General features: G+C 66.0%; 16 protein-coding genes. 3 read left to right on the top strand and 13 right to left on the bottom strand.

The window, feature by feature from the left end; translation table 11 throughout:
• Nucleotides 1-66 precede the first annotated feature (66 nt).
• The 11 genes from NJG22_RS06935 to ubiE form a co-directional block, all read right to left on the bottom strand.
• Complete coding sequence (locus NJG22_RS06935; RefSeq protein ID WP_253093354.1) at nucleotides 67-2,010, bottom strand: methyl-accepting chemotaxis protein; 1,944 nt, start codon at nucleotides 2,008-2,010, stop codon at nucleotides 67-69.
• A gap of 156 nt (nucleotides 2,011-2,166) precedes the next feature.
• Nucleotides 2,167-4,083 (bottom strand): methyl-accepting chemotaxis protein, encoded by a 1,917-nt coding sequence (locus tag NJG22_RS06930; protein WP_253093353.1) that lies wholly within the window; start codon nucleotides 4,081-4,083, stop codon nucleotides 2,167-2,169.
• Between the two features lie 100 nt (nucleotides 4,084-4,183).
• Nucleotides 4,184-4,891, bottom strand: a complete 708-nt coding sequence (locus NJG22_RS06925; protein WP_217852160.1) for a 16S rRNA (uracil(1498)-N(3))-methyltransferase — start codon at nucleotides 4,889-4,891, stop codon at nucleotides 4,184-4,186.
• Nucleotides 4,888-5,679, bottom strand: coding sequence for a twin-arginine translocase subunit TatC (gene tatC / locus NJG22_RS06920; protein ID WP_253093352.1), 792 nt, complete (start codon nucleotides 5,677-5,679; stop codon nucleotides 4,888-4,890). The genes NJG22_RS06925 and tatC overlap by 4 nt, the downstream gene beginning before the upstream one ends.
• Entirely contained in the window at nucleotides 5,676-6,044 is a 369-nt protein-coding gene (gene tatB, locus NJG22_RS06915) for a Sec-independent protein translocase protein TatB (protein WP_253093351.1), read from the bottom strand. The genes tatC and tatB overlap by 4 nt, the downstream gene beginning before the upstream one ends.
• 3 nt (nucleotides 6,045-6,047) lie before the next feature.
• Complete coding sequence (locus NJG22_RS06910; protein ID WP_110994127.1) at nucleotides 6,048-6,320, bottom strand: twin-arginine translocase TatA/TatE family subunit; 273 nt, start codon at nucleotides 6,318-6,320, stop codon at nucleotides 6,048-6,050.
• Nucleotides 6,321-6,492: 172 nt separating this feature from the next.
• Nucleotides 6,493-6,828 (bottom strand): phosphoribosyl-ATP diphosphatase, encoded by a 336-nt coding sequence (locus NJG22_RS06905; RefSeq protein ID WP_253093350.1) that lies wholly within the window; start codon nucleotides 6,826-6,828, stop codon nucleotides 6,493-6,495.
• A gap of 2 nt (nucleotides 6,829-6,830) precedes the next feature.
• The gene (hisI, locus tag NJG22_RS06900; RefSeq protein WP_134690470.1) at nucleotides 6,831-7,223 is read right to left on the bottom strand and encodes a phosphoribosyl-AMP cyclohydrolase; all 393 of its coding nucleotides are present in this window, start codon (nucleotides 7,221-7,223) and stop codon (nucleotides 6,831-6,833) included.
• A gap of 72 nt (nucleotides 7,224-7,295) precedes the next feature.
• Entirely contained in the window at nucleotides 7,296-8,909 is a 1,614-nt protein-coding gene (gene ubiB / locus NJG22_RS06895; protein WP_253093349.1) for a ubiquinone biosynthesis regulatory protein kinase UbiB, read from the bottom strand.
• Nucleotides 8,906-9,532, bottom strand: a complete 627-nt coding sequence (locus NJG22_RS06890; RefSeq protein ID WP_253093348.1) for an SCP2 sterol-binding domain-containing protein — start codon at nucleotides 9,530-9,532, stop codon at nucleotides 8,906-8,908. The genes ubiB and NJG22_RS06890 overlap by 4 nt, the downstream gene beginning before the upstream one ends.
• A complete protein-coding gene (gene ubiE / locus NJG22_RS06885) occupies nucleotides 9,532-10,302 on the bottom strand; it encodes a bifunctional demethylmenaquinone methyltransferase/2-methoxy-6-polyprenyl-1,4-benzoquinol methylase UbiE (RefSeq protein ID WP_217852150.1) in 771 nt (256 codons plus the stop codon). Before ubiE ends, NJG22_RS06890 begins: the two co-directional genes overlap by 1 nt.
• A 126-nt stretch (nucleotides 10,303-10,428) precedes the next feature.
• Between ubiE and NJG22_RS06880 the strand changes: the two genes are divergently transcribed.
• The 3 genes from NJG22_RS06880 to NJG22_RS06870 all read left to right on the top strand — a co-directional run bounded on the left by NJG22_RS06880 (nucleotide 10,429) and on the right by NJG22_RS06870 (nucleotide 12,048).
• Complete coding sequence (locus NJG22_RS06880; RefSeq protein WP_217852148.1) at nucleotides 10,429-10,704, top strand: polyhydroxyalkanoic acid system family protein; 276 nt, start codon at nucleotides 10,429-10,431, stop codon at nucleotides 10,702-10,704.
• 179 nt (nucleotides 10,705-10,883) lie between these two features.
• Nucleotides 10,884-11,306: a phasin family protein gene (locus tag NJG22_RS06875; protein WP_253093347.1), complete on the top strand. Its 423-nt coding sequence runs from the start codon at nucleotides 10,884-10,886 to the stop codon at nucleotides 11,304-11,306.
• A 10-nt stretch (nucleotides 11,307-11,316) separates the two neighbouring features.
• Entirely contained in the window at nucleotides 11,317-12,048 is a 732-nt protein-coding gene (locus NJG22_RS06870) for a phasin family protein (protein ID WP_253093346.1), read from the top strand.
• Nucleotides 12,049-12,175: 127 nt separating this feature from the next.
• Here the strand turns inward: NJG22_RS06870 and NJG22_RS06865 are convergent, their stop codons facing one another.
• Together NJG22_RS06865 and NJG22_RS06860 are read right to left on the bottom strand one after the other, a co-directional pair.
• On the bottom strand, nucleotides 12,176-12,910 hold the full coding sequence (locus tag NJG22_RS06865; protein WP_253093445.1) for an amino acid ABC transporter ATP-binding protein: 735 nt from the start codon (nucleotides 12,908-12,910) through the stop codon (nucleotides 12,176-12,178).
• Nucleotides 12,903-13,865 (bottom strand): amino acid ABC transporter permease, encoded by a 963-nt coding sequence (locus tag NJG22_RS06860; RefSeq protein ID WP_253093345.1) that lies wholly within the window; start codon nucleotides 13,863-13,865, stop codon nucleotides 12,903-12,905. Before NJG22_RS06860 ends, NJG22_RS06865 begins: the two co-directional genes overlap by 8 nt.
• Nucleotides 13,866-13,879 lie beyond the last annotated feature (14 nt).

The following is a 13,879-nucleotide window of genomic DNA, read 5'->3' as shown; positions in this document are numbered from 1 at the left end:
CGTAGGAGCCGGCTTGCCGGCGAACACCGGCATAGCCGGTGCCATCCACCGCGACCCATGCGGCCATCACAGGCTGAACCGACCCACCATCGTGCGTAGTTGCTGCCCCAGCTGCTCCAGCTCGCCACTGGACACCGCTGTCTGCTCACTGGCCACGCTGGTTCGATCGGACACGTCGCGTACATTGATCACGCTGCGGTTGATCTGCTCGGCCACTACGCTCTGTTGCTCGCTGGCCGTGGCGATCTGCTGGTTCATGCCCTGGATGGTCGACACCGTCGCGGTGATCTGCCCCAGCGCGTCGCCAGCCCTGCGGCTGAGCTCGACGCTCTTGCTGGTGAGGTCCTTGCTGTTGTCGAGCAAGCGGGTCACCTCGTCGGTACCGCGATGCAGGTTGTCGATCAGTTGCTCGATTTCCTCGGTCGACTGCTGCGTACGCTGGGCCAGCCCGCGCACCTCGTCGGCGACCACGGCGAAACCCCGCCCGGCCTCGCCGGCCCGCGCCGCCTCGATGGCGGCGTTGAGCGCCAGCAGGTTGGTCTGCTCCGATACCGACTTGATCACATCGAGGATCGAGCCGATCCGCTGGCTCTCGCCCGACAGATGGCCCATGGCCTCGAGGCAATGGTCCATCTGCCCGGCCAGTTGCTCGATGCGCGAGATAGCCTCGGCCACCACCTGGTCCCCCAACTGTGCCTGGCTGTCGGCAGTGGTGGCGGCCATCGACGCCTGCTCGGCATTTTGCGCCACCTCCTGCACCGTGGCGCTCATCTGGTTCATCGCCGTGGCCACCTGGTCGGTTTCTTCACGCTGCTGGTTGATCCGCTCGCGGGTGTCGACGCTGGACGTGGCCAGCTCCGCGGCGGCCCGGGACAGGTGGCCGACGCCCTGGTCGATGCCCCCGAGCAGCTCGCGCAGGCTCAAGGTCATTTCCCGCATGCTGGTCTGCAATTGGCCCATCTCGTCGCGACGCGCCACCGTGTCCACTTGGCTGAGGTCGCCGCGGGCGATGCGTGAAGCCTGGGCCAAGGTCTGGTGCAAGGGCCGGGTGATCTGCCCGGTGATCAACCAGGCGGCCAACACGCCCACCAGCAAGGCCAGTACCGCCACGCTGGTGAGCAACGAACGGGCGGCCAAGGCTTCGCTGTCGCGCTGCTCGACCTTGCGCTGCCCCAACTCGATACTGACGGCGCGCAATTCCTCGCCCATCTTCTCCATGTTGTCCTGCAACTGCTCGACTTGCAGCGCGGCGCCTCGGTAGCGCTGCAGGTTATCGCGATATCGGGCCAGTTCCGCCCCCGGGCGCTCCATCAGCGTACGCGCAAGGCCCAGCGGCGCCACGCCCCGCAGCAGCTGCTCCAGGCTGGTGTCGGCGGCGTCCAGCGCAGCATCGCCCAACGTGGCGAAACTGTCGCGGGGAGAAAAGGTATACGCCGGCACCTGGCTCTGCTGGTTGGCGCTTTCGACATGCCGGCTGAGGTTGTCCATGAGCCCGACCACGCTGCTTTGCTGGCCGTCGCCGGGCATTTTCAGCAGGGCCTGGGTTTGCAGTTCGTCGATGACCTTTTCCAGCGTGCCGGCCTGTTCCAGCATCGCCGTGCGCAGGCCCTGACGGCTATCGACTGCCCGCTGCAAGGCGGCGAAGTCGTCTTGCAGGCGCTGCAGCAATTGCAGCTTCTGGGTCAGCATCTCGCGCGACTCCTCGACATTGGAGCGTTGCTGCAAGGTGGTCATGCGGCTTTGCAGCTGGTCGAGGATACGGGTGATGCGAGTGCGGCTGGTATCGTCGTTGAGCACGCGGTAGGTGATGCGTTCGGCGCGCAGGTCCTTGGTCAGGTCGTTGATCGCGCCGATTTCACTGAGCTGCTCCGAGCGGCCGATGGCGCCGTCCAGCGCGCGCCAGCCGCTGACCGTGGTGGCCAGGGTCAGCAGCAATACCACGGCAAAACCGAGGGCGAGCTTGTGCCCGACCTTCAGGTTGCCGAGCTTGCGGTCGAGGTAAGCGAACATGACAGGTCTCCGTCCAGGTGAGAGAAGGCCATAGCGGCACTTTGCCGCTATGGTCATCGCTCATCGACAGAGAAGCTGCCGGACGGGGCCTGCAATTCGGGTAGGAAGAGTCGTTGTGGGCTGAAGGAAAATTCCTGCAGCCCACAACGCCGCGGTCTACAGGCGGAAGCGCCCGACCAGGCCTTGCAGGTGCGTGCCCAGGCGCGCGAGCTCGACGCTGGAGCTGGCGGTCTCCTCGCTGGCCGCCGAGGTCTGGTCGGAGATATCGCGCACGTTCATCACGCTGCGGTTGATCTCCTCGGCCACCGCGCTCTGCTGCTCGGCGGCCGTGGCGATCTGCTGGTTCATCGCCTGGATCGACGACACGGTGTGGGTGATGGTGGCCAGCGAACCGCCGGCGCGGCGGGTCAGTTCGACGCTGCTGTCGGTCAACGCGCGGCTGCTGTCCATGACGTTGGCCACCCGCTCGGTGCCGCTCTGCAGGCCGGCGATCAGTTCCTCGATTTCCTCGGTGGACTGCTGGGTGCGCTGGGCCAGGCTGCGCACCTCGTCGGCGACCACGGCGAAGCCACGCCCGGCCTCGCCGGCCCGGGCCGCCTCGATGGCGGCGTTCAGAGCCAGCAGGTTGGTCTGCTGGGCCACCGCCTTGATCACATCGAGCACACTGCCGATCTTGTCGCTTTCGACCTTGAGCTGGTTCATCGCCTCGCTGGAGTTCACCACTTCGCAGGCCAGGCGCTCGATCTGGGCGATGGCCTGGCCGACCACCTTGTCGCCCTCACGGGCCTGCTGGTCAGCCGCCAGCGCCGCCTCCGAGGCTTGCTCGGCATTGCGCGCCACTTCCTGCACAGTGGCGGCCATCTCGTTCATGGCGGTGGCCACCTGGTCGGTCTCGACCTTCTGGTTGTTGACCCCGGCGCTGGTCTGCTCGGTCACCGCCGACAGCTCCTCGGCCGCGCTGGCGATCTGCGTGACCCCGTCGCCGATGCCACCGATCAGCTCGCGCAGGCTCTGGGTCATGCGTTGCATGCTCGCCTGCAACTGGCCCAGCTCGTCGCGGCGCTCGGCCTTGAGGTCCTGGCGCAAGTCGCCGCCAGCCACGCGCTCGGCGGCGGCGAGGGTCTGGCGCAACGGCACGATGATCTGCCGGGTGATGGCGAAGGCGGCCAGCACGCCGAGCAGCAGCGCCAGGGCGGTGGCACCGGCGAGCAGGGTCTTGGCTTGCTGGGTGCCCTGGTCGCGAACCTGGGTCTGCGACGCGCTCATTTGCAGGCTGGTGTCCAGCAACACGGTGCCCTGGGCGCCCATCGTGGCCAGGGCCTGCTCGCTGGCGGTCTGCGCGGTGCCAACCTGGAGTACCGCGTCACGGTAGGCCGCCAGGGCGCCAGCGGCATCGTCGAGGCTGGCGGCATATTCGGCGGGGAGCCTGGCGGGCAGCGCCTTGAGCACGGTCAGCGCCTGGTCGATGGCTTGCAACGCGGTCTGCTGGAACTCGGCCTTGCCGCTGTAGGTGTAGCCACGCACCTGGAAGCGTGCCTGCTGCAACTGCGCGCTGACTTCGACGGCAGGCTGGTATTGGCCGATATCGCCGGCCTGCAGCAGGCGCTGCTGAACCTTGCCGATCAACTCGGCGGCCTTGTCGGCGCTGTCGCCGAGCACCTGGCGGCTGGCAGTGCGGCGCTGGTCGGCCTGCTTGAGGTCGTTGAACGCCTGCTGGTACTGGCGCACGGCATCGCGCTGCTGCTCCAGGCGCTGGCGGTCGGCCGGCAGCTCGATCTGGCCGAGCATGAACTGCACCTGGCGCTCGAGGTTGGCCAGGGCCTTCTCCAACTCGCTGACGCCGGCTTGGTCGCGGCTACGCTCATAGTGCTGGCGGGCGATGCGCAGGTCCTGGGTGTACTGGTGGATCACCGAGATGTTGCCGAGCTTGTCGCCACGGCTGGTCACGCTGTCCAGGCCCAGCCAGCCGGTGAAGGTGATGGCAAGGGTGAGCAGCAGGACCAGGCCGAAACCTATCCCCAACTTGCGGTTGACGCTCATGTTTCCCAGAGACTGGGCGAACCAACGGTACATAGACGACTCCCCGACGCGTGGCAGTGCGGATTATTGTTTTCTTGCACAGGCCATCGGCGCGCGCCGGGGAAACTTGATGGGGAAAAAACTGATCAGCCTGTCAGAAAATTCGCGAAAGCAGCGCAGTCACCGCCGTTTCTACTCGCAGGATTCGCTCGCCTAGCTGCACCGGCGCCAGCCCGGCCTTGCCCAGCAGGTCGACTTCATAGGGGATCCAGCCACCCTCCGGGCCGATGGCCAGGGTCACCGCTTGCGCCACGGCGCGCGGGCACGCCGGGTAAGGCCCCGGATGGCCGACCAGGCCAAGGGTGCCGGCGGCGATGGCGGGCAGGCGATCCTCGACGAACGGCTTGAAGCGCTTCTCGATGATCACCTCAGGCAACACCGTGTCACGCGCCTGCTCAAGGCCAAGGATCAGGTTTTCGCGGATGCTCTCTGGGTTGAGGAACGGCGTCTGCCAGAAGCTCTTTTCCACCTTGTAGCTGTTGACCAGGATCAGCCGCGGCACGCCCAGGGTGGCGACCGTCTGAAACAGCCGGCGCAGCATTTTCGGCCGCGGCACGGCCAGTACCAGGGTCAGCGGCAGCTTGGCCGGTGGCGCCTGGTCGAAGGCCACCTGCAATTCGGCTTCATGGCCTTCCAGGCGCACCACCTCGGCCTTGCCCATCAGCCCGCCGATGCGCCCTACGCGCAGGCTGTCGCCCACCGCCACGCGGTGGATCTCCTGCATGTGGGTGAAGCGCCGATCCGCCAGGACGACGCGGTCGGCCGCGACGAAGTCGGCCTCTTCGAGGAGCAACAGGTTCACGATTGGGTCGCTGGCGGCTGGTGGTCATGATCGTTGCCGGCTTGCTCGGGCGCGTGGCTGCGCTTGCGAATCAGGCTACCGCACAGCACGCCGACCTCGAACAGCATCCACATCGGTACCGCCAGCAGGGTCTGCGAGAAGATATCCGGCGGTGTGAGGACCATGCCGACCACGAAGCAGCCGATGATCACGTACGGGCGGATCTTCTTCAGGTATTGCACATCGACCACGCCGATCCACACCAGCAATACCACCGCCACCGGGATCTCGAAGGCGACCCCGAAGGCGAAGAACAGGGTCATGACGAAGTCCAGGTAGCTGGCGATGTCGGTCATCATCGACACGCCCTCGGGGGTGGCACTGGCGAAGAAACCGAAAATCAGCGGGAACACCAGGAAGTAGGCGAAGGCCATGCCGGCGTAGAACAGGAAGATGCTCGACACCAGCAATGGAATGGCAATGCGTTTTTCGTGGCGGTACAGGCCCGGGGCGATGAAACCCCAGATCTGCTGGAGAATGAACGGGATCGCCAGGAACAGCGAGACGATCATGGTCAACTTGAACGGCGTCAGGAACGGTGAGGCCACGTCGGTGGCGATCATCGTCGCATTGGCCGGCAAGTGCGCGCGCAGCGGCGCCGAGACCAGGGTGTAGATCTGCTGGGCGAAGGAGAACAGCCCGGCGAAGATCAGGAAAATGGCGGCGACACAACGCAGCAAGCGCGTGCGCAGTTCGGTCAGGTGCGAGACCAGCGGCATCGGCTGGTCATGTTCCGGATTCTCGCTCATGGGGCTCGCGGCGGTGGTGGCGGTTCGGAGGGTGGCGCGGCGACAGGCTGCGCGGGGGCGGCCTGGGCGGCAGGTGTGGCGGGCGTCTCGGTGCTGGCCGGAGGCTGAGCGGGCGGCGCCAGAGGGTTGAGGATGCGCTTGGCCTCCTGTTCCATCTGCAGGATGTGCTCGTTATGCAGCTGGCGGCGGATGTCGTCGGCGCCGATCTCGCGCTCGACCTCCATCTTGATCGCGTTGAAGCTGCGTTTGAGGCGGCCGATCCACAGCCCGGCGGTGCGCGCGGCCCCCGGCAGGCGCTCGGGGCCGAGCACCAGCAGGGCGACCAGGCCGACCAGCAGCAGCTCGCTGAAACTGATGCCGAACATGGCTCAGTCTTTCCGCTGCGGCTCTTGGACCGGCTGGGCCTGGCCCTCGATGGTCTGGCCCTGGGCCTGCTGCGCGGTGTTCTGCACCGGCGGCACTGGCTGCGCTGGCGGCGGGGTCTGCTCGGCCGGCTTGGTTTCTTCTTCGTTCATGGCCTTGCGAAAGCCCTTGATCGACTCGCCCAGGTCGCTGCCGAAGTTCTTCAGCTTCTTGGTGCCGAACACCAGTACCACGACCACCAGCAGGACGATCCAGTGTTTCCAGTCAAAAATGCCCATTTCCTACTCCTGAAAAATATGTGTCGGTCTATCGGGCCCTGGGGGCTGCTGTGCAGCCCTTTCGCGACACAAGGCCGCTCCTACAGGGCGTGGCGAATCGGTCAGGCGACGCGGACCGCCGTGGGAGCGGCCTTGTGTCGCGAAAGGGGCGCAACGCGCCCCCCGCAATCAATCAGGCAGACGGCTGCCGCGCGGCCTTCTCGTCATGCCCGCAAAGCCCGAACCGACGCTCCAGCTCGTCGAGCACCGCCTGCGGATGCTGGCCCAGCGCGCTGAGCATCACCAGGCTATGAAACCACAGGTCGGCGGTTTCATAGATGACATCGCTGTAATCCTTGCTGGCGGCGGCATCCTTGGCGGCGATGATGGTCTCGATGGACTCCTCGCCGAGCTTTTCGAGGATCTTGTTCAGGCCCTTGTGGTACAGGCTGGCCACGTAGCTGCTGTCGGGCGCCGCGTGCTTGCGTTCCTCGAGCACCTCGGCGAGGCGGTTTAGGGTGTCGCTCATGTTCAGTGCCCTGCGCTATAGATGGCGTGCGGATCCTTCAGGACCGGATCGACGGTTTTCCACTGGCCGTCCTCGAAGACGCGGTAGAAGCAGCTTTCGCGGCCGGTATGGCAGGCGATATGGCCCAGTTGCTCGACCATCAGGATGATCACGTCGGCGTCGCAGTCCAGGCGCATTTCATGCAGTTTCTGCACATGGCCCGACTCCTCGCCCTTGCGCCACAGCTTGCCCCGCGAGCGCGACCAGTAGATGGCGCGATGCTCGGCGGCGGTCAGGGCCAGGGATTCACGGTTCATCCAGGCCATCATCAGCACGCGCCCGGTCTTGTGGTCCTGGGCGATGGCCGGTACCAGGCCCTCGCTGTTCCACTTGATCTCGTCCAGCCAGTCTTTCATCGTCGACTCCAAACGGGCCCGCTCCCGTACCGGGCCCCTGTGCGCTAGTGTGCCAGCCAGCCGCGCGGCTGGCTATCGGCGCACGATCAGGTACAGGCCGGCAACCAGCATCAGCCAGGCGGGCCAGGCAGCCGGGGCGCTGAGGCTGGCGGCACCGGCGGCCAGGGTCGCGCCACCGCCCAGCAGGCCGGCGCCGAGCAGGCGCAGCGCCCAGTTGTCGCCGGCGCGGCGGCGTTCGGGCAGTTGCGGATCGTGCAGGTGCGGCTGCGACAGGCGCTCGAGCAGGTCGCGGGTCATGTCGGCCAGGTGCGGCAGTTGCTCGGCCTGGCTGTACAGGTTGCCGATCACCGCCTTGGGGCTCATGCGCTCGCGCATCCAACGTTCGAGGTAAGGCTTGGCAGTGCTCCACAGGTCCAGGTCGGGGTACAGCTGGCGACCGAGGCCCTCGATGTTGAGCAGGGTCTTTTGCAGCAGCACCAGCTGTGGCTGGACTTCCATGTTGAAGCGCCGGGCGGTCTGGAACAGGCGCATCAGCACCTGGCCAAAGGAGATGTCCTTCAGCGGCTTCTCGAAGATCGGCTCGCACACGGTGCGGATCGCCGCCTCGAACTCGTTGACCTTGGTCTGTGCCGGTACCCAGCCCGAATCGATGTGCAGCTGGGCGACGCGGCGATAGTCGCGCTTGAAGAAGGCGATCAGGTTGCGCGCCAGGTAGTCCTGGTCCTCGGCCGTCAGGCTGCCGACGATGCCGCAGTCGATGGCGATGTACTGCGGGCTCCACGGCTTGACCGTACTGACGAAGATGTTGCCCGGGTGCATGTCGGCGTGGAAGAAGCTGTCGCGGAACACCTGGGTGAAGAACACCTCGACGCCGCGCTCGGCGAGCATCTTCATGTCGGTGCGCTGGTCGGCCAGGGTGGCCATGTCGGTGACCGGCACGCCGTAGATGCGCTCCATCACCAGCACCTTGGGCCGGCAGAAGTCCCAGTACACCTGGGGCACGTACATCAGCTCGGAGCCTTCGAAGTTGCGCCGCAGCTGGCTGGCGTTGGCCGCCTCGCGCAGCAGGTCGAGCTCGTCGTAGATGGTCTTTTCGTAGTCGCCGACGATTTCCACCGGGTGCAGGCGGCGGGCGTCGGCCGAGGCGCGCTCGGCGGCCTTGGCGATCAGGAACAGCCAGGCCAGGTCCTGGGCGATCACCGGCTTCAGGCCGGGGCGCACCACCTTGACCACCACCTCTTCGCCGCTCTTGAGCCGCGCGGCGTGCACCTGGGCCACCGAGGCCGAGGCCAGCGGCTCGACATCGAAGCGGCTGAACACTTCGCCGACCTTGGCGCCGAGTTGCTCCTCGATCAGCGCCACGGCCCGTTGCGGATCGAACGGTGGCACCCGGTCCTGCAGCAGCATCAGCTCGTCGGCGATGTCGGTGGGCAGCAGGTCGCGACGGGTGGACAGCAGTTGGCCGAACTTGATGAAGATCGGCCCCAGGTCCTGCAAGGCCAGGCGCAACCGCGCGCCACGGCTGAGTTCGGAGGGCTTGCGCGGCAACCAGCGCCAGGGCATCAGCAGGCGCAGGCTGGCCAGCCACCAGGGCAGCAGGGGCTGTTCGAACAGCAGGTCATCGAGGCGGTAGCGGATCACGACGCGCTGGATGCGCAACAGACGGCGGACGGCGAGCAGCTTCATGCGTTATCGCTGGTATCAGGAGAGTGGGCGGCGAGGCGGCGCAGGCGCGCCTCGAGGCGTTCGATGTCGATCTTGAGGGCGTCGAGCTCGCTGAAGGCGGCTTCGGCCTCGCGCTTGCCGACCAGGGTACGGGACTCTTCGGCCAGGTACTCGGAGAGGTTCTGGCTGAAGCGGGCCAGGCCCTGCCGGCTCCAGCGCGCGCGCAGGCGCACGTGGCCGGCGATCAACGCGGTGGGCACCGGGCCCAGCCAGCGCGACAGTTCGTACTCCCAGTCCAGCTCGAGGTCCTGCAGCACGCCGACCAGGTCGAGCAGCACGGCACTGTCGCCATGCAGCGCCACCTGCGGGCTGTGCAGCACCGCAGTCTTGTCCCGCGCCAGGGCCAGCTGTGCCAGGCGCCCGGCGGGAGCGCGCAGGGTGCAGTCGACCTCGCCCTCCCAGTGGGCGGCAAGCATCAGGCCCTCGTCGTCGGGCAGCACGAACAGCTTCAGCGCCGGCTGCAGGCAGTCGATCTCGATGACCTTGCCTGCCAGCGCGGCCAGGCGCGGCAACGCGGTGCTGTCCATGCGCAGCACACGGTTGAGCCCGTGCTCGACGCTGGCAAGCAGGCCGGCGAGCAGCATCAGGGCTTGATTCCCCGATGCACGGCGACGATGCCGCTGGTCATGTTGTGGTAGCTGACGCGGTCGAAACCGGCCTCGACCATCATGCTCTTGAGCGTTTCCTGGTCGGGGTGCATGCGGATCGATTCGGCCAGGTAGCGGTAGCTTTCCGAGTCGTTGGTGATCAGCTTGCCGGCCAGCGGCATGAAGGCGAACGAGTAGGCGTCGTAGGCCTTGGACATCAGCTTGTTGGTCGGTTTGGAGAACTCCAGGATCAACAGCCGGCCGCCGGGCTTGAGCACTCGCAGCATGGAGCGGATGGCCGCGTCCTTGTGGGTCACGTTGCGCAGGCCGAAGGCGATGGTCACGCAGTCGAAGTGGTTGTCCGGGAACGGCAGCTTCTCGGCGTCGGCCTGGACGAACTCGATGTTGCCGGCCACGCCGCGGTCGAGCAGGCGGTCACGGCCGACCTTGAGCATCGACTCGTTGATGTCGGCGAGCACCACTTGCCCGGTCGGGCCGACCAGGCGCGAGAACTTGGCCGCCAGGTCTCCGGTACCGCCGGCGATATCCAGCACGCGGTTGCCGCTGCGCACACCGGACAGCTCGATGGTGAAGCGCTTCCACAGGCGGTGCATGCCGCCGGAGAGCACGTCGTTCATCAGGTCGTACTTGGCGGCCACGGAGTGGAAGACCTCGGCGACTTTCTTCGCCTTCTGGCTTTCCGGCACGTCCTGGTAGCCGAAGTGGGTGGTGGGTTCGGCGTGGTCGCCTTTGCGCTGGTCGGTCATTTCGCTTCACCAGAAAAAAATTACCGCCATTCTATGGCCAATGGGCGGTTTTGTCTTGGCAGGGTGTGTCGCCGGGCGGGTGGGGGGCATAATGCAGCCATTGTCTTCATATCCAGGAACACCCGCATGACCCAGATCAGCGTCGAACGCAAACACTCCCTCGGCCGCGAAGCGGCCCGCGCCAAGGCCGAAGCGCTGGTCGACAGGCTGACCCGCGAATACGACCTCAAGGCCCGCTGGAACGGCGACCGCGTCGAGGTCTCGCGCAGTGGCGCCAACGGCAGCGTGCACATCGGCGAGGACACCATCCGCGTCGAGCTGAAGCTGGGCATGATGCTGTCGATGATGAGCGGTAGCATCAAGGGCGAGATCGAGCGGGCACTGGACAAGGCCCTGGCCTGACCTGAAGACGGTTGGCCGGTTGCTACGGGTCAAGGCGATCCAGGTAGGAGCCGGCTGGCCGGCGAACAGCCTTCACCTGCACCTTAGGGTGAGCATTCTAATTTTTCCGCCTAACTTCACGCTCAAGCCCATCCCCCGGGCAGTTCCTCCCTCCTTCCACTGAGCATGAGGTGCAGAGCATGGCCAAAGTGAATCTCAAGCAAAAAGACGATGCCCAAGGCAGCACCCTGGGCGAGGTGCGCGGCTACGCGCGCAAGATCTGGCTGGCAGGCATCGGTGCCTACGCCCGCGTCGGCCAGGAAGGTTCCGACTATTTCAAGGAGCTGGTCAAGGCCGGCGAAGGCGTCGAGAAGCGCGGCAAGAAGCGCATCGACAAGGCCGTCGACGCCGCCAACACCCAGCTCGACGAAGCCACCCAGGAAGTCACCCGCGTGCCCGGTCGGGTCGAGGCGCAGCTGGATAAAATCGAGCGGGCCTTCGACGCACGGGTTGGCCGCGCCTTGAATCGCCTCGGCATTCCGTCTAAACATGACGTTGAGGCGTTGTCCATCAAGCTTGAACAGCTGCACGAGCTGCTCGAGCGCGTCGCGCACAAACCATAAGGAGAGCAGGATGGCTGGCAAGAAGAACACCGAGAAAGAAGGCAGTTCCTGGATCGGCGGCGTCGAGAAATACTCGCGCAAGATCTGGTTGGCTGGCCTGGGTATCTACTCCAAGATCGACCAGGACGGGCCGAAGCTGTTCGATTCGCTGGTGAAGGATGGCGAAAAGGCCGAGAAGCAGGCGAAGAAGACTGCCGAAGACGTGGCCGAAACCGCCAAGTCGTCGACCAACTCGCGCGTGTCGGGGGTCAAGGACCGTGCACTGGGCAAATGGAGCGAACTCGAAGAGGCCTTCGACAAGCGCCTGAACAGCGCCATCTCGCGCCTGGGCGTGCCCAGCCGCAATGAGATCAAGGCCCTGCACCAGCAGGTCGACTCGCTGACCAAGCAGATCGAGAAACTCACCGGTGCGTCGGTGACCCCGATCTCCAAGGCCAAGGCGAGCGCGAGCAAACCGGCGGCCAAGCCACTGGCCAAGGCGGCGGCCAAGCCTGCCGCCAAACCTGCGGCGAAAACCGCAGCGGCCAAGCCTGCCGCCAAACCCGCGGCCAAGCCGGTAGCAGCCAAGCCCGCCAGCAAACCGGCTGCGGCGAAAAAGCCAGCCGCGAAGAAGACGCCGGCCAAACCGGCAGCGGCCAAGCCCGCCACCGCGGCGCCAGCGGCTACCGCAGCACCGGCGCCGAGCGCGGCACCGGCCAGCAATACGCCGTCGGCACCGGTGAACGCCGCGACCCAGGCCTGAGTCGCGGCGCCTGGTTCGCCAGCAAGCTGGCGCCTACGGACCGAAGCACATCGGGATCACACGTAGGCGCCAGCCTTGCCGGCGAACACCGGCATGGCCGGTGCCAGTCACCGCGTTATTGTCGGGATCAAAGCACCTGGCGCAAAAACGCCTGGGCCCGCGGGTCCTTCGGCGCGGCGAAGAACTGTGCTGGCGGCGAGTCCTCCAGCAGCTTGCCGTGATCGAAGAACAGCACGCGGTCCGCCACTTCCCGGGCAAAGCCCATCTCGTGGGTCACGCAGACCATGGTCATGCCTTCCTGGGCCAAGGTCTTCATCACGTCCAGCACCTCGCCGACCATTTCCGGGTCCAGCGCTGAGGTCGGCTCGTCGAACAGCATCACCTTCGGCTCCATTGCCAGCGCCCGGGCGATAGCCACCCGTTGCTGCTGGCCACCGGACAAGCGCGACGGATACTCGTTGGCTTTCTGCGCGATGCCGACCTTTTCCAGCAACGCCCGGGCCTTGGCCTCGCGCTCGACCTTGTTGCGCTTGCGCACCACCTTCTGCGCCAGGCACAGGTTTTCCAGCACGGTCATGTGCGGGAACAGGTTGAAGTGCTGGAACACCATGCCGACTTCGCGGCGATAGGCATTGATATCGGTCTTCGGGTCGTCCAGTTGCAAGCCGTCGATGGACACATGGCCCTCGTCGAAATGCTCCAGGCCGTTGAGACAGCGCAGGAAGGTCGACTTGCCCGAACCCGACGGGCCGAGCACCACCACCACTTCGCCCTTGGCGACCTGGGTGGTGACGTTGTCCACCGCGCGCACCACCATGCCACGGGTGTCGAAGACTTTCAGCAGGTCACGGACTTCAATCACTTTGCGCAAGCCTCCGCTCGAGCCGGCTGGCGATGTGCGACAGCGGCAGGTTGATCAGCAGGTAAAGGCCTGCCACGCAGAACCAGATCTCGAAGGTCGAGAACGACGTGGTGATGGCCTCGCGGCCGCTCTTGGTCAGCTCGGTGATGGCAATCACCGACACCAGCGAGGTGTCCTTGACCAGGCTGATGAACTGCCCGGCCAGCGGTGGCAGCACGCGCTTGAAGGCCTGGGGCAGGATCACGTGGCGCATCGACTGGCTGGCGTTCAGGCCCAGCGAGCGCGCCGCCTCGTTCTGGCCCTTGGCGATCGACTGCACCCCGGCGCGGACGATCTCGGCCACGTAGGCGCCGGTGAACAGCGCCAGCGCCGCCACCCCGGCGAACTCACGGGACAGGTTGAGCACGGTGCCGATGAAGAAGTAGAAGATGAAGATCTGCACCAGCAGCGGCGTGCCGCGCACCAGTTCGACGTAGACGGTGGACAGGTCGCGCAGGGTCGGGTTGCTGGACAGCCGGCACAGCCCGGCGAACAGTCCAAGCACCAGGCCCAGAGCACCGGACACCACCGAGATCCACAGCGTGGTCCACAGGCCCCAGGCCAGCGGGCCGGCGGCCCAGTGACGGGTGACGCCGATGGCGTCGCCTTCGGCGACATCATCACCGCGGGCCAGCAGCACGCTGTCCTTGGCCACTTCGACGACTTCTGTGTCGCCGCCTTCGGTCTTCAGGGTGACCCGGGCATTGTCGCCGGACACCACGATCTCCTCGATCGTGCCGTTGTTGCCGGCACGCTGGGTTTGCTCGGCCTTGTAGGCGAAGTATTGCGGAACGCGGTTCCAGCGCCACTCGTAGGAAATCATCGAGGTGGCCAGGTACAGGCTGACCGCCAGGCCCACCAGGACCAGCGCGGTCAACCCATGCCAGGGCCACTGAGCTTTCTTGTGTTTGATCACGTGGGGTACTTCCG

Source organism: Pseudomonas sp. VA159-2 (assembly GCF_024126635.1).
Taxonomy (GTDB): Bacteria; Pseudomonadota; Gammaproteobacteria; order Pseudomonadales; family Pseudomonadaceae; genus Aquipseudomonas; species Aquipseudomonas muyukensis.
This window is presented reverse-complemented; position numbering and strand designations above follow the sequence as displayed.

Coding starts and splice junctions, on each gene's coding strand:
- tatC (WP_253093352.1), bottom strand. CDS start 5,679: ATGAGCGAGAATCCGGAACATGACCAGCCGATGCCGCTGGTCTCGCAC.
- ubiB (WP_253093349.1), bottom strand. CDS start 8,909: ATGAAGCTGCTCGCCGTCCGCCGTCTGTTGCGCATCCAGCGCGTCGTG.
- tatB (WP_253093351.1), bottom strand. CDS start 6,044: ATGTTCGGCATCAGTTTCAGCGAGCTGCTGCTGGTCGGCCTGGTCGCC.
- NJG22_RS06905 (WP_253093350.1), bottom strand. CDS start 6,828: ATGAGCGACACCCTAAACCGCCTCGCCGAGGTGCTCGAGGAACGCAAG.
- NJG22_RS06935 (WP_253093354.1), bottom strand. CDS start 2,010: ATGTTCGCTTACCTCGACCGCAAGCTCGGCAACCTGAAGGTCGGGCAC.
- NJG22_RS06910 (WP_110994127.1), bottom strand. CDS start 6,320: ATGGGCATTTTTGACTGGAAACACTGGATCGTCCTGCTGGTGGTCGTG.
- NJG22_RS06930 (WP_253093353.1), bottom strand. CDS start 4,083: ATGTACCGTTGGTTCGCCCAGTCTCTGGGAAACATGAGCGTCAACCGC.
- NJG22_RS06870 (WP_253093346.1), top strand. CDS start 11,317: ATGGCTGGCAAGAAGAACACCGAGAAAGAAGGCAGTTCCTGGATCGGC.
- hisI (WP_134690470.1), bottom strand. CDS start 7,223: ATGAAAGACTGGCTGGACGAGATCAAGTGGAACAGCGAGGGCCTGGTA.
- NJG22_RS06875 (WP_253093347.1), top strand. CDS start 10,884: ATGGCCAAAGTGAATCTCAAGCAAAAAGACGATGCCCAAGGCAGCACC.
- NJG22_RS06890 (WP_253093348.1), bottom strand. CDS start 9,532: ATGCTGCTCGCCGGCCTGCTTGCCAGCGTCGAGCACGGGCTCAACCGT.
- ubiE (WP_217852150.1), bottom strand. CDS start 10,302: ATGACCGACCAGCGCAAAGGCGACCACGCCGAACCCACCACCCACTTC.
- NJG22_RS06880 (WP_217852148.1), top strand. CDS start 10,429: ATGACCCAGATCAGCGTCGAACGCAAACACTCCCTCGGCCGCGAAGCG.